This is a genomic window from Wolbachia endosymbiont (group B) of Ennomos erosarius (assembly GCF_964026905.1).
Classification (GTDB): domain Bacteria; phylum Pseudomonadota; class Alphaproteobacteria; order Rickettsiales; family Anaplasmataceae; genus Wolbachia.
In genome coordinates, this window is sequence record NZ_OZ034708.1 from 137,110 (window position 1) to 151,860 (window position 14,751).

At 36.0% G+C, this 14,751-nt stretch carries 9 protein-coding genes and 3 pseudogenes; 4 read left to right on the top strand and 8 right to left on the bottom strand.

Annotated features, from left to right (window positions below):
- Positions 1 to 258 precede the first annotated feature (258 nt).
- The 6 genes and pseudogenes from typA to AAGD95_RS00705 form a co-directional block, all read right to left on the bottom strand.
- Positions 259 to 2,088 carry a translational GTPase TypA gene (typA, locus tag AAGD95_RS00680; protein ID WP_341818572.1) on the bottom strand — a complete coding sequence of 610 codons (1,830 nt, stop codon included), beginning with the start codon at positions 2,086 to 2,088 and terminating at the stop codon, positions 259 to 261.
- 105 nt (positions 2,089 to 2,193) lie between these two features.
- Positions 2,194 to 2,790: an orotate phosphoribosyltransferase gene (pyrE, locus tag AAGD95_RS00685; protein WP_341818573.1), complete on the bottom strand. Its 597-nt coding sequence runs from the start codon at positions 2,788 to 2,790 to the stop codon at positions 2,194 to 2,196.
- 3 nt (positions 2,791 to 2,793) lie between these two features.
- Positions 2,794 to 3,978 (bottom strand): dicarboxylate/amino acid:cation symporter, encoded by a 1,185-nt coding sequence (locus AAGD95_RS00690; protein WP_341818574.1) that lies wholly within the window; start codon positions 3,976 to 3,978, stop codon positions 2,794 to 2,796.
- Positions 3,979 to 4,572: 594 nt separating this feature from the next.
- Positions 4,573 to 5,456 (bottom strand): annotated as a pseudogene (locus tag AAGD95_RS00695) (IS982 family transposase).
- 146 nt (positions 5,457 to 5,602) lie between these two features.
- Positions 5,603 to 6,928, bottom strand: a complete 1,326-nt coding sequence (locus AAGD95_RS00700) for a dihydroorotase (RefSeq protein WP_341818864.1) — start codon at positions 6,926 to 6,928, stop codon at positions 5,603 to 5,605.
- Positions 6,929 to 7,069: 141 nt separating this feature from the next.
- Positions 7,070 to 7,953: pseudogene (locus AAGD95_RS00705) on the bottom strand (IS982 family transposase).
- A 436-nt stretch (positions 7,954 to 8,389) separates the two neighbouring features.
- Here AAGD95_RS00705 and AAGD95_RS00710 point away from each other — a divergent pair.
- The 4 genes from AAGD95_RS00710 (at position 8,390) to ubiH (ending at position 11,608) form a co-directional block, all read left to right on the top strand.
- Positions 8,390 to 8,863, top strand: coding sequence for a transposase (locus AAGD95_RS00710; RefSeq protein ID WP_341818575.1), 474 nt, complete (start codon positions 8,390 to 8,392; stop codon positions 8,861 to 8,863).
- A gap of 84 nt (positions 8,864 to 8,947) precedes the next feature.
- Positions 8,948 to 9,799, top strand: coding sequence for an IS982 family transposase (locus AAGD95_RS00715; RefSeq protein ID WP_410542088.1), 852 nt, complete (start codon positions 8,948 to 8,950; stop codon positions 9,797 to 9,799).
- A complete protein-coding gene (locus AAGD95_RS00720; RefSeq protein ID WP_341818576.1) occupies positions 9,681 to 10,319 on the top strand; it encodes a transposase in 639 nt (212 codons plus the stop codon). Before AAGD95_RS00715 ends, AAGD95_RS00720 begins: the two co-directional genes overlap by 119 nt.
- A gap of 131 nt (positions 10,320 to 10,450) precedes the next feature.
- Positions 10,451 to 11,608 carry a 2-octaprenyl-6-methoxyphenyl hydroxylase gene (gene ubiH, locus AAGD95_RS00725; protein ID WP_341818577.1) on the top strand — a complete coding sequence of 386 codons (1,158 nt, stop codon included), beginning with the start codon at positions 10,451 to 10,453 and terminating at the stop codon, positions 11,606 to 11,608.
- A 222-nt stretch (positions 11,609 to 11,830) separates the two neighbouring features.
- Here ubiH and AAGD95_RS00730 read toward each other — a convergent pair.
- Both AAGD95_RS00730 and uvrB read right to left on the bottom strand, forming a co-directional pair.
- A pseudogene (locus tag AAGD95_RS00730) lies at positions 11,831 to 12,714 on the bottom strand (IS982 family transposase).
- A gap of 102 nt (positions 12,715 to 12,816) precedes the next feature.
- Positions 12,817 to 14,730, bottom strand: coding sequence for an excinuclease ABC subunit UvrB (uvrB, locus tag AAGD95_RS00735; RefSeq protein ID WP_341818578.1), 1,914 nt, complete (start codon positions 14,728 to 14,730; stop codon positions 12,817 to 12,819).
- Positions 14,731 to 14,751 lie beyond the last annotated feature (21 nt).

Below are 14,751 nucleotides of genomic sequence, written 5' to 3' on the forward strand. Positions count from 1 at the left end.
AAAATTGAACATAAGACGCCGATACATTAAGTAATCCTTACCTTTTAATCTGCAGATTGGCGAAAGCAAATACAATAGCTTCAGTTTCATGATAAGAGGGCTGGCAAAATGTGTCAAGCAAGTTTTTTGTTTCTGCGGGCTACTTGGCTACAATGTTTGTACAATTGTGCGTCATGCGCTGACCCATTTGTTGTGCTTAACAAAAGCAAATGTTCGTACAGTACGCACTGGAATCTGTTACCCTGCAAAAAGAAATCTCTACTCCTTATTCTTTGCCCTTCCTGCGCGCTTACGTTCATTTGGATCAAGGAATTTCTTGCGTAAACGTATAGATTTTGGAGTTACTTCCACCAATTCATCATCGTCTATATACGCTATCATATCCTCCAGTGTCATCATCTTTGGAGGAGTGAGTTTTATGGCTTCATCACTACCTGAAGCTCTTACGTTTGTTAATTGCTTACCTTTTAGCACATTTATCTCCAAATCATTGTCACGGCTATGCTGGCCGACAATCATGCCACAATATACCTTATCCTGTGGCTTAATAAACATAATTCCCCTGTCTTGCAAATTGAAAATTGCATACGCCACAGCCTCACCCTTATCTGTAGAAATTAAAACTCCATTGCGCCTTCCAGAAATTGGACCTTTATGTGGAGCATAACTGTGAAATAAACGGTTAATTATGCCTGTGCCCCGAGAATCAGTTAAAAACTCTCCTTGATAACCAATTAATCCTCTTGATGGCACTAAAAACGTTAATCTTGTCCTGCCATTACCAGAAGGTCTCATGTCAGTCACTTCACCTTTTCGGAAGCTGAGTTTTTCCATGATGATTCCACTATATTCACCATCTACATCAATTACTACTTCCTCTATAGGTTCAAGTTTTTTACCGCCTTCTTCTTTAAATAACACGCGAGGGCGTGATACCGAAAGCTCAAAACCCTCCCTTCTCATATTTTCAATTAACACTCCAAGCTGCAACTCACCGCGTCCACCTACTTCAAACGCTTCACCGCTTGGTGCCAAAGTCACAGTAATTGCAACATTTGTTTCTTCCTCCGCATATAAGCGATCCTTTATAGCAGTTGAAGTAAGCTTTGTACCTTCTTGTCCAGCAAAAGGCGAATCATTAACGCTCAGAGTAATCGCCATTGTTGGCGGATCAACTGGAGTTGAGCTTACTGCAGTTGTCATTTCTGGCACAGAAATGGTATCTGAAACCGAAGCTTTTTCAAGCCCTGCAATTGCAATTATGTCTCCCGCTACAGCCTGCTCTACTGGAATGCGTTTCAAGCCAGAAAATGAGAGCAATTTAGTTAATCTTCCTCGTTCAATTACTTTGCCATCGAGGTCAAGCACCTTAAGATCTGAATTGACTTTTGCAACACCCTGATAAACCTTTCCTGTCAATATTCTGCCAAGAAACTTATCAGACTCAAGTAGAGTGACCAACATAGCAAAAGGTGCATTTTGATCATAAACAGAAGGTTTTATATAATCTATAACCGTTGAAAATAATGGGCTTAAATCTTTTCTTTCATCAGAAAGCTCCTTAGCACACCAGCCATTTCTACCTGAAGCATACAACACTGGAAAATCTAGCTGCTCGTTGGTTGCATCAAGGTTAAAAAATAACTCATATATTTCATTTAATACTTCGTCAATTCTGCTGTCTGGTCGGTCGACCTTATTGATTATCACAATTGGCTTCAAATTTGCTTTTAGTGCTTTTGACAACACAAACTTAGTTTGTGGCATGGGACCTTCTGCAGCATCAACCAGCAGCAACACACCATCTGCCATGCACAATACCCTTTCTACTTCTCCACCAAAGTCCGCGTGCCCTGGCGTATCAATAATATTGATCTTTTCATCGCCCCACATTATTGATGTACATTTTGCAAGTATTGTAATTCCGCGTTCACGCTCTTGGTCACCACTATCCATCACTCGTTCTTGAACTTCTTGATTCTCGCGGAACGTGCCACTTTGTTTTAACATGTTATCAAGTAAAGTAGTTTTACCGTGGTCAACGTGTGCGATTATTGCTATATTTCGGATCGATTTAAATTCGTTCATTTTCTATCATTTCAAAATTAATTTAGTAATAAGTATACATAAAATACACTTAGAGTAAATAACTAAAGCTGTGTATAAATGCTGTGTTTTCAAGATATTATAGGATTACTTTGTTAAATATTCTCTACTCCCAGGTTTTGTTATGGGTAGTTGTTTTAATTCACTTGGAAGTTCTTCCTCGCTGTAGTTTTTGATGTTCAGTTCAATCAAAGATATGACAGGAAAAGGCAGTTTCGTTTCACTATTTCTCTTTATCAAAGAAGCTTCAGCAACAACTTTACCTCCTTTCCCTTCTGCACATTCCACTGCTTCAAGTGAAGATTTGCCTGTGGTTATTACATCCTCGATAAGTAATATTTTCTCACCCTTTTTGATCTTAAATCCACGGCGTAATTCAAACTTGCCGTTAACGCGCTCGCAAAACATTGTCTTTATTCCAAGCTGCCTGCCAATCTCATAACCCACAATTATTCCACCAATTGCAGGAGATAATATTAAATCTATGGAGCTATTTAATTCTTTTTTTATTTTATCTGCTAATAATGCGCAAACTTTCATGGCTCTGCTTGGATTTTCAAAAATCTTCGCACACTGTATGTATGTGTCACTATGCAGTCTGGATGATAAAACAAAATGCCCATGCAAAATTGCTTCTGCTTCTTTAAATTCTTTTATTATTAGATTATTTTCGTCTAATATCATTTTTTAAGTTTCACTATTACATTCTTTATTAATTATCTGAGTGATACAAATATCAGACCACACGTTTATTGCAGTTTCAAACATATCGATGATTGTATAAATAGGCAAAATCAGTCCCATAATATGCAGAGGAACATTCATCGATATGAGATAACTGGTTGCCATAAAATAGCACCCCATAGGTACTCCAGCGTTACCAATTGCTGCACTAGTTGCTAAAAAAATCCATATAAACATTTCGCTCAAGGAAAATACGTATCCGTTCATTTCTGCAACAAACATTACAGTGATTAGTATAAATGCAGCACATGCATTCATATTAATTGTTGTGCATATTGGTAAAATAAAAGACGACAATTTCTTTGGCACCTTTAGCTTATTTTGCACACAATCTATGGTTGTGGGCAGCGTTGCACTGGATGATTTAGAGAAAAATGCGAGCGTCAACGCTGGCATAACCCCCCTTAGCGTTTGAATTGGTGATATGCCTTTATACCACATAAGTAGCGGTAAAATCAGAAATGCCTGCACAAAATTTGCAGACATTATGCAAACAAAATACCATAAAAGACTGTAGAACTCGCTACCACCTTTTAATTCGTGCAAAAAACATGTAATAAAAGACCACACAGCAAGCGGAATAAATCTCAATAACCCTTGAGCAATTTTAAGTAACGTATCGAAAAGTGCAGAGAATATTTGATGTAATATGTCCTGCTTTTCTTTTGAAAGTGAAACAATAGCTCCACCCATCAAAAAAGCGATTAATATGCTACCAATCATATTATTTTCAAGAAAAACTTGCACAAAATTCGAAGGAATGAGTGATTTTAAATATGAAAAATAACTGTGGTTATTGCTGTTAATACTCCCTATCGTATTACTTATGAAATTTTTTCTTGCTGGATCTATTAGCAGGTAAAACGATAATGCAACAAACGCAGCTATAATAGTTGTAAGCAGCGTATAAAATAGTGTTTTCTTAACTAAGGTTTTAATTTCAATTGAGTCTTTGAGTCCTGAAATTGTGGAAACTATTGATAGAAAAACTAAAGGTAAACTTATTAATTTCAACAAACTAACAAATATGTCACTAAACAGCTTTGCTATTTCAAATATAATCTCACTGTTTAAATAGTAAGCAACTATTGCAAGCAGTATAGAAAAGAGTATTGCAAACTTGTGCATTGAAAATAAAACTTCAAAGTAACATTATACAACAATTTTGCTGTTTTGGAATCAGGTTGATATAAAAAATCTTGCAATTTAGGCAAAATGTTAATACTTAACTTGTAACTGAATATGGGGGTAATATGCGTAAAAAAAAATAAAGAACTTATATTGTTTTATGTGCTCTTAGCAATAGTAGGTAGTACATCGGGGGCTTCTGTAGGTTCTAGATTAGGTTCTGTAACTTTATCACTTCGAGTAGTAGAAGCTCTTTTCTGTGGGTCTTTAGTAGGGCCAATAGTGTTTGTTGCGGGTAATCTTGTACTTGCCGGTAGACCAAAAAAAGTGCACGAAGAAATGTTATCTAAATTTGGTGATGGCTACTGTGGAGCAATTTTGTTTTTTTTGAGCTTCTTGGCTGCTAGCGCTGGAATCAGAGTTGGTCTTAGTGCATCTATAAATGCTATTTCGCCTGATGCAATGGTGTCAGGAGCTTTAATGCTAGGGGGGTATAGTACCAGTTATAAGCTTCTCTACAACGAATTATGTAATAATGCCTATAGCTGCAAAAGTAAATCACTGCATCATAGAACCGATAACGCGAATTCTGGATTAAGGAAGGAAGAAAGTATAGGAAATAGAAGGCTTTTTGGATTTGATGGAATAGGAAATGAGAGTAGAAAAGATATGAACCAAAAAATTAACAGGGGATCTATGGCGAGTGTGTTCAATTTCTAGTCTATTTTTTAGGTAACCAAAAACAGTCTCAATGATAGACCTTTTTCTCAGTAAAATCTTCTCATTTAGCGAAATCAATGCATTTTTCATACCTTTTTTCACCTTGGTAACAAGTTTCAAACCTCGGTCAAACAGCTTCTGAAAAAGCTCTTTTGCAATATAACCTTTGTCACCAAACAAAAGGCCGGTTAATTTTTCCGTCAGATTTGGCACAGGTATCCTATCATCAACATTGCCTTTTGTTAGCGTAAGTGCATGAATTTCACCATTTTCATTGATTACCATATGTAATTTGAAACCAAAAAACCAGCCGTAAGTACTCTTGCTTAATTTTGCAATTCCAGCAAAAACTTTGTTTTGGATATTCTTTTTGCATGACAAACTGCAATGGGAGTTGTGTCTATATATGAAATTCCAGTGTTTTCTGACTGTCCACAAAGCCAATGCAACAACATTGCTAAATGCCACAAAACCCTAGGCTTTAGAGCAACAAACCTGGTATATGAAGGCAACTTTGGAAACTCTGATTTGTAGAGCAACGTTAGGTAATGTAGATAGAAAGTTTTGAAATTTTTACACGGAGATTGTTGATATAGCAGGATTATTGTCATGATTTCGGAGTGCTCAATTTCCGTTGTTCTTGTGGGTTTTTTACCATTTGGCAGTAGTTTACCTGCAAAATTTTTCTCTATATCTCTGCAAAAATCATCGACCAAACAAAACAGTTTGTTATATCTTCCATGGTTAACCTCATCTATTAATCCAGAATTCGCGTCGATAGTTGAAAAAGTAAGAGGATGCATTTATTCGAAGACAGTGGAATTGACTGAGATTTCTTAATTTAAATTTAGGTGCACTTAGCCCATTCTGGTGATAACAAATTGGGATGGATAAGATATGATAACTAACTTTTCTGTGAGTATATAGTTTTGCCAGACACAACAGTGCGTACTACGTGTCCTTTTACTTTGCGCCCATCGAAAGGGGAATTCTTTGATTTACTAGCAAAGTTGTCAATTTTAATTTCCCATTCATGATTGAGGTCAACTAAAATTAAGTCCGCGGCAAGGTTTTTCTGTATACGACCACGTGGTACGTGTATTATGTCTGCAGGCTTATATGTCAATTTTGCAAGCACATCAAGTAGACCCATTTGCCCACTGTGATAGAGTTCAAGTGAAAGGGGCAGCATTGTCTCAAGACCAACAATACCAAATGCAGCATTTTCAAGTGGCAGATCTTTAGAATTACGATCATGCGGAGCGTGGTCGGTTGCAATGCAATCAATCACACCTGTCTTTAAACCTTCAATCATAGCTAAACGATCTTCTTCAGTGCGAAGTGGCGGGTTCATTTTTGCAATTGCTCCATGTTGTTTTACTATATCTTCAGTCAAAGTGAAGTGATGAGGGGTTACTTCGCACGTAACATTTAATCCCAAGTCTTTTGCACGTTCAATAGCATCAAGTGAATCTTTTGAAGAGACATGTAGAATATGGTAGTGCACATTCTCCATATCTTTCATGAGCAGTATATCGCGACTTACCATAACCGATTCTGATGCACTCAAGATTCCCTTTACTCCCAATTCTTCAGAAATTTTACCTTCGTTGATTGCACCACCTGCTGATAAATTTAAATCTTCTGCATGTTGAGCAATAGGAACACCCAGCATACTTGAATAAAGCAGCGCCTGTCTCATAATCATTGGGTTCATAACTGGCATGCCATCATCAGTGAACCCAACCGCACCTGCTTCCTTTAAAAGTGCCATTTCAGTCAACTTTTCTTCCGAAGTGGTGATTTTAGCGTAAAATTCAACGTTTACATGTGAAGTTTCAAGTGCTCTATATTTCAAATATTTAGCCAAAACAACGCTATCAATTTCTGGAACAGTGTTTGGCTGACAAACTACAGTTGTAACGCCTCCCGCAGCTGCAGATTTGCTGCCTGTATATATAGTTTCTTTATGTTCTTGGCCTGGTTCACGAAAATGTACGTGAATGTCAATAAGGCCTGGCATTAGAACAAGCCCTTTACAGTCTATTGTTTCGTCGACCCCACTTGTTGAAAATAATGATTCACCAAAGTCGACAATTTTATCTCCTTCAGTCAATAATGAACCTTTTATATCAAGTTTAGTTTCCGGATCGATAATACGAGCATTAGTATACGCAATTTTATAGCCTTCCTTTTGCCCTGTTTGTAACAAATTCCAAGTCTGTGTCATTATATTTGAGTATTGATTATGCAATAAATCTAAAGTTTTTTTAATAAAACACAACCAAATTAGAACACAGACTAAAGTTGCGAGAGCTGTCTTGAGTTAAAATTGTCCCAAAAATTTGGCTCTTATAACGCGAATTCTGGATTAAGGAAGGAAGAAAGTATAGGAAATAGAAGGCTTTTTGGATTTGATGGAATAGGAAATGAGAGTAGAAAAGATATGAACCAAAAAATTAACAGGGGATCTATGGCGAGTGTGTTCAATTTCTAGTCTATTTTTTAGGTAACCAAAAACAGTCTCAATGATAGACCTTTTTCTCAGTAAAATCTTCTCATTTAGCGAAATCAATGCATTTTTCATACCTTTTTTCACCTTGGTAACAAGTTTCAAACCTCGGTCAAACAGCTTCTGAAAAAGCTCTTTTGCAATATAACCTTTGTCACCAAACAAAAGGCCGGTTAATTTTTCCGTCAGATTTGGCACAGGTATCCTATCATCAACATTGCCTTTTGTTAGCGTAAGTGAATGAATTTCACCATTTTCATTGATTACCATATGTAATTTGAAACCAAAAAACCAGCCGTAAGTACTCTTGCTTAATTTTGCAATTCCAGCAAAAACTTTGTTTTTGGATATTCTTTTTGCATGACAAACTGCAATGGGAGTTGTGTCTATATATGAAATTCCAGTGTTTTCTGACTGTCCACAAAGCCAATGCAACAACATTGCTAAATGCCACAAAACCCTAGGCTTTAGAGCAACAAACCTGGTATATGAAGGCAACTTTGGAAACTCTGATTTGTAGAGCAACGTTAGGTAATGTAGATAGAAAGTTTTGAAATTTTTACACGGAGATTGTTGATATAGCAGGATTATTGTCATGATTTCGGAGTGCTCAATTTCCGTTGTTCTTGTGGGTTTTTTACCATTTGGCAGTAGTTTACCTGCAAAATTTTCTCTATATCTCTGCAAAAATCATCGACCAAACAAAACAGTTTGTTATATCTTCCATGGTTAACCTCATCTATTAATCCAGAATTCGCGTTTATAAAGCGTTACAAGACATCAAAAAATGCCAATACTCGACAGAGATAGTAAAAGACTAGCTAACTCGGGGATTCTTTGTCTTTTTTTCTGCTTGGTAAATTTCTTAAACATTTGCAGCGTAAGTTAGTTACAATTAAAAGCAGCTGAATTTCGCTTGTCAAGCGTTTAAAACATAAAAAACGCCAATATTTTAAATCGGATAATAACCACGGGGCTTCTTTTGCCTTTTTTTTTATTTGGTAAATTTCTTAACGTTTGTAGCTAACATGAAGCTAAGTACGAACTTTGTTAAACACAACAAATGGTGTCATCCCAGTGCGTGACACTGGGATGGCTTTGTTGCATAGCAACCGAAAAAATCTGGTGGCTACTGACAAAATTCATTATAAATAACCATTTAACTGTTGAAGAAAAAATATGCCACAGAAAATGAAAGTCAGTAACCAAAACGAATATAACAAATTCCTTGAAAAAAGGGGAAATATTTTTCGTTACATCGATGAAGCTATCGAAAATTGGTATGAAAATAGTCCAAAAATGCAGGGCGGCAACTATATTTACAGTGATAAAGTCGTAATTTTGGTGCATATAATTGTCAATCTTTTTAGAATTGGTTTAAGACAAACGGTGGGGTTTATAAAAGGATATCTGCAACAAATAGGAAAAAATTTGGCAGTTATCAGCTATTCACAAGCATCAAGAAGGTTTAAAAAACTTAATATTAAGATAAATGATTGCAGGGTTGATAAAAGCAACATGGAAAATATTGAAATTATCATAGATAGCACAAGTATCAGCATTTACAGTAACACTCCTGGCCACAGTAAGGAAAACAGTGCAGATAGAAAGTACCGAAGCTACGAGCAAGTAAGAACGCGAATTCTGGATTAAAGGAGAATAGAAAAGGCAAGAAAACAGGGTAAACTCAGCAGTTATAAAAAAACAGATGAGGTTAACCATGGAAGATATAACAAACTGTTTTGTTTGGTCGATGATTTTTGCAGAGATATAGAGAAAAATTTTGCAGGTAAACTACTGCCAAATGGTAAAAAACCCACAAGAACAACGGAAATTGAGCACTCCGAAATCATGACAATAATCCTGCTATATCAACAATCTCCGTGTAAAAATTTCAAAACTTTCTATCTACATTACCTAACGTTGCTCTACAAATCAGAGTTTCCAAAGTTGCCTTCATATACCAGGTTTGTTGCTCTAAAGCCTAGGGTTTTGTGGCATTTAGCAATGTTGTTGCATTGGCTTTGTGGACAGTCAGAAAACACTGGAATTTCATATATAGACACAACTCCCATTGCAGTTTGTCATGCAAAAAGAATATCCAAAAACAAAGTTTTTGCTGGAATTGCAAAATTAAGCAAGAGTACTTACGGCTGGTTTTTTGGTTTCAAATTACATATGGTAATCAATGAAAATGGTGAAATTCATTCACTTACGCTAACAAAAGGCAATGTTGATGATAGGATACCTGTGCCAAATCTGACGGAAAAATTAACCGGCCTTTTGTTTGGTGACAAAGGTTATATTGCAAAAGAGCTTTTTCAGAAGCTGTTTGACCGAGGTTTGAAACTTGTTACCAAGGTGAAAAAAGGTATGAAAAATGCATTGATTTCGCTAAATGAGAAGATTTTACTGAGAAAAAGGTCTATCATTGAGACTGTTTTTGGTTACCTAAAAAATAGACTAGAAATTGAACACACTCGCCATAGATCCCCTGTTAATTTTTTGGTTCATATCTTTTCTACTCTCATTTCCTATTCCATCAAATCCAAAAAGCCTTCTATTTCCTATACTTTCTTCCTTCCTTAATCCAGAATTCGCGTTAAGAAAGTTACATGTTATGTTAAGTGTAAATAGTAAAAAAGCTATAGCTGCAAGATACAGTAATGGCTTCTACTCTGACCACTATGGAGCTTGCGATTTGCTTGAAGAAGTTAATTTTCAGCACAAAATAAAAGCATTATATGCAGATAGGGCATACGATAGGCACAAACTTTATAAATTGTGTAAGAAATACGATATAAAGACAAAAGTTCTACCAAAAAAGGATGCAGCAGAACATTCAAAAATAGATTATATGTCTGACAGAAATGCTGCTATTAGGTTAATAAAATTATATGGACAAGATGGTGTAAAAGAGTGGAAAAAGAAAGCAATTTATGGAAAGAGATCTTACATAGAAGGATTTTTCTCAAGGTTGAAGCAAGTATTTGGATTTAGCTTTAGGAATAAATCTGAAGTAAATCGTGAAAAAGAATTACTAATTAAGTGCTATTTGCTCAACAAATTCACTGATATTGGTATGGCTAAATTTGAAATCATTACATAAATTTGTCGTAAACCATCACTGCTTAAGGTGCTATGCAACAAAGCCCACTGGGATCTAAAAAATTTAATTTATATATAAAGTTTGTTTAAACTATTTTTAAAATAGATAGAATATAATTTTAGATAAATAAAATGAATTACGATGTAATCATTTCAGGTGGTGGGTTACTTGGTCTTATTACTGCCATTGGCCTTAGTTGTGACTCTGTGTCTGTAGCTGTAATTGAAAAAAATAGTCTACCACGTGTAGTAGATGACAACCGAGCATTTGCTATTTCTCAAGGTTCGAAAAAAATATTGGAAAAGTTAGGGATTTGGCAGTTTGTGGAGAGTGAAGCTGAGCCAATACTTGATATATGCATATTAGATGGAGATAGCCCAATTACTGTGCATTACAATCATAAAATGGTTGGTGAAGAACCAATGGGTTATGTTATTAACAATGCCACTATATGGAATGCAATCAACAATAATTTTTTGAATAAACTAAATATATACTCTCCACATTCCTATAAAACAATTGCTTGTGATTCAGGATATGTGGAAGTTATTCTTGATAATAACCAGGAATTAATATCATCGCTACTTATCTGCGCTGAAGGCAAGAACTCTAAATTACCAGAGTTATTCTCTATACCGATGATAAAATTTGACTATAAACAAAGTAGCATAGTATTTAATGTAAAGCATGAACTGCATCACCAAAACTTAGCTGTGGAGCGTTTTTTCCCTGGTGGCCCATTTGCAATTCTACCGATGAAGGGTGGCTATACTTCTTCAATAGTCTGGACAGAAAAATCTGAAATTTCAAAAATGCTAATGGATCTGTCTGAAGAAGAATTTATTATAGAGCTTAAAAAAAGATTTGGTTCTTATTTAGGAGAGATAAAATTAGAGGATGAAAGAAAACTTTATCCTTTGAGTTTTGCTTTCGCAAAAAAGTTATATAAGGGTAGAGTTTTGCTTATCGGCGATGCAGCACATTCAATTCATCCAGTTGCAGGTCAAGGGCTTAATCTTGGAATTAGAGATGTAGGAAGTATTATAAAGCACGTAGTTGCCGCAAAAGCATCTGGTATTGATGTTGGCAGTAGTTATTTATTAAAGAAAATTTCACGTAACAGATGCTTTGATAATTTTACAATGGCACTTGCAACTGATGGATTAAATAGGATGTTCTCCAACAGAATATTCTGCGCTAAAGCACTAAGAAATCTTGGCTTGATTGCAGTTGAAAATTCAAATTTTCTCAAAAAAAGCTTCATTCGGCATGCTATGGGATTTATATAAACCACTATTTTATAGCTAATGCAAGTCATACCGCCACGAACCGTCATACCGCCGCGGTATCTCTTAGCCGCTAACACGTAGCGGGATGACGAATGTATCTGTTCAGGGAAGTGGCTAATGTGCAAATATTGAAGCAAAAATTCCAGTGCTCCCTTTCTTGTCATCCCAGTGCTTGACACTGGGATGGCTTTGTTGCATAGCACCTTAAACGCGAATTCTGGATTAAGGAAGGAAGAAAGTATAGGAAATAGAAGGCTTTTTGGATTTGATGGAATAGGAAATGAGAGTAGAAAAGATATGAACCAAAAAATTAACAGGGGATCTATGGCGAGTGTGTTCAATTTCTAGTCTATTTTTTAGGTAACCAAAAACAGTCTCAATGATAGACCTTTTTCTCAGTAAAATCTTCTCATTTAGCGAAATCAATGCATTTTTCATACCTTTTTTCACCTTGGTAACAAGTTTCAAACCTCGGTCAAACAGCTTCTGAAAAAGCTCTTTTGCAATATAACCTTTGTCACCAAACAAAAGGCCGGTTAATTTTTCCGTCAGATTTGGCACAGGTATCCTATCATCAACATTGCCTTTTGTTAGCGTAAGTGAATGAATTTCACCATTTTCATTGATTACCATATGTAATTTGAAACCAAAAAACCAGCCGTAAGTACTCTTGCTTAATTTTGCAATTCCAGCAAAAACTTTGTTTTGGATATTCTTTTTGCATGACAAACTGCAATGGGAGTTGTGTCTATATATGAAATTCCAGTGTTTTCTGACTGTCCACAAAGCCAATGCAACAACATTGCTAAATGCCACAAAACCCTAGGCTTTAGAGCAACAAACCTGGTATATGAAGGCAACTTTGGAAACTCTGATTTGTAGAGCAACGTTAGGTAATGTAGATAGAAAGTTTTGAAATTTTTACACGGAGATTGTTGATATAGCAGGATTATTGTCATGATTTCGGAGTGCTCAATTTCCGTTGTTCTTGTGGGTTTTTTACCATTTGGCAGTAGTTTACCTGCAAAATTTTTCTCTATATCTCTGCAAAAATCATCGACCAAACAAAACAGTTTGTTATATCTTCCATGGTTAACCTCATCTATTAATCCAGAATTCGCGTAAAAAGATGAGTTAAAATAAAAAGAAGAATAGTGGAAGTTTAGTTATTTACACTTTCATGCTATGCCCATAACATCATATATTACTTAACCTTGCAATAATTTTTTTATTCTTGCTGCTTCTTCAAACTCTAAATTTTCAGCATGCTCTATCATTTGCTTTCTCAAGTCATCCTTACTAGTATTTACTTTTGGTTCTGCTATTGCCCTCTCCTGTAAGGTGTTTGATATAGGTTTTATTATAGTCTTTGGGACAATATTGTGCAATATATTATGTTCTTCTTGTTTTTTTCTTCTTCTTTCGGTCTCTCTTAATGCACGATCTAAAGAACCAGTGATTTTATCTGCATATAAAATTACTCTACCTTCAGCATTACGTGCAGCACGACCGATCGTTTGAATTAATGAAGTTGCCGATCGCAAAAATCCTTCTTTATCAGCATCCAAAATTGCAACTAACCCACACTCTGGAATATCAAGACCTTCCCTAAGCAAGTTAACACCTACTAAAACGTCAATTTCTTTAGATCTTAATTTACATATAATTTCTATTCTCTCCAGCGCACCAATATCCGAATGCAAATAACTCACTCTCATATTCAATTCACTCATATATTCAGCTAAATTTTCAGCCATTTTTTTCGTCAATGTAGTGATTAAAACACAAAATCCCTTCCCTATTGTCACTTGTGCCTCATGAATTACATCATCAATTTGACTCTCTATTGGTTTCACAATGCAGATTGGGTCTGTAAGCCCTGTTGGACGGATAACTTGCTCTATAAATACATTATTGGTCTTTGCTAACTCATACTTTCCGGGAGTGGCTGAAATGTAAATAGTCTGCGGCCTAACTTCCTCCCACTCTTCAAATTTTAATGGACGATTATCAAAAGCGGAAGGGAGCCTGAAGCCATAGTCAATCAATTTCTTTTTACGCGCCTCATTACCACTGTACATCGCACCAACCTGAGGAACGGTGACATGACTCTCATCAACAAATAAAATTACGTCTTTGGGTAAATATTCAAACAAAGTAGGCGGTGGATCCCCAGCTTCCATTCCATAGAGATAACGCGAATAATTTTCAATACCTTTACATATTCCTGTTGTTCTCATCATTTCGATATCAAAATCAGTGCGTTGCTCGAGGCGCTTTGCTTCAATAATCTTGTTTTGCGAGTAGTAATAATCCAAGCGTTCATGCAGCTCTTTTTTGATTAGCTGAGCTGCCTGCAACAAGGTCTCACGTGATGTAATGTGATAGCTATTTGGAAAAATGGTGATTTTATCTATGCGTTTGATAACATTGCCGGTCATAGCATCAATTTCAAAAATTTCTTCTACTTCATCGCCAAATAACGATAAACGCCAAGCTTTACTTTCATAATGGGAAGGAAATATATCAACAATATCGCCGCGCACTCTAAAATATCCTCTCTCAAACCTGGCATCAGAGCGCTTGTATTGGAGATCAGTTAAGTTGCTCAGGAAATCATTAATACGAATTTCATTTCCAACACTAAGCGTTATGGTCATGCTGAGGTAGCTTTCAGGCGAGCCAAGACCGTATATACAGGAAACACTGGCAACTACGATCGTATCCCTGCGCTCCAAAAGGGAGCAAACGGCAGAATAACGCAGCATGTCAATTCTTTCGTTGATTGCGGAGTCTTTTTCGATATAAGTATCAGTTTGTGGCAAATAGGCTTCGGGCTGGTAGTAATCATAATAAGAAATGAAGTATCCAACAGCATTATTGGGAAACAATCCTTTCATTTCCTCATAAAGCTGTGCTGCTAAAGTTTTATTGTGTGCCATAATTAATGCAGGCCTATTTGTTCTTGCAATAACATTTGCCATAGTAAAAGTTTTCCCAGAACCAGTAACTCCAAGCAAAACCTGATCTCTTTTATTGCTATTTAGCCCTGCAATTAAGCCATCGATTGCTTGTGGTTGATCTCCATCTGGTTGAAAATGTGTAGTGATTTGAAATTCCATGAGTTCTACCTACTATGTTTT

Coding starts and splice junctions, on each gene's coding strand:
- typA (WP_341818572.1), bottom strand. CDS start 2,088: ATGAACGAATTTAAATCGATCCGAAATATAGCAATAATCGCACACGTT.
- pyrE (WP_341818573.1), bottom strand. CDS start 2,790: ATGATATTAGACGAAAATAATCTAATAATAAAAGAATTTAAAGAAGCA.
- AAGD95_RS00690 (WP_341818574.1), bottom strand. CDS start 3,978: ATGCACAAGTTTGCAATACTCTTTTCTATACTGCTTGCAATAGTTGCT.
- AAGD95_RS00700 (WP_341818864.1), bottom strand. CDS start 6,928: ATGACACAGACTTGGAATTTGTTACAAACAGGGCAAAAGGAAGGCTAT.
- AAGD95_RS00710 (WP_341818575.1), top strand. CDS start 8,390: ATGCCACAGAAAATGAAAGTCAGTAACCAAAACGAATATAACAAATTC.
- ubiH (WP_341818577.1), top strand. CDS start 10,451: ATGAATTACGATGTAATCATTTCAGGTGGTGGGTTACTTGGTCTTATT.
- uvrB (WP_341818578.1), bottom strand. CDS start 14,730: ATGGAATTTCAAATCACTACACATTTTCAACCAGATGGAGATCAACCA.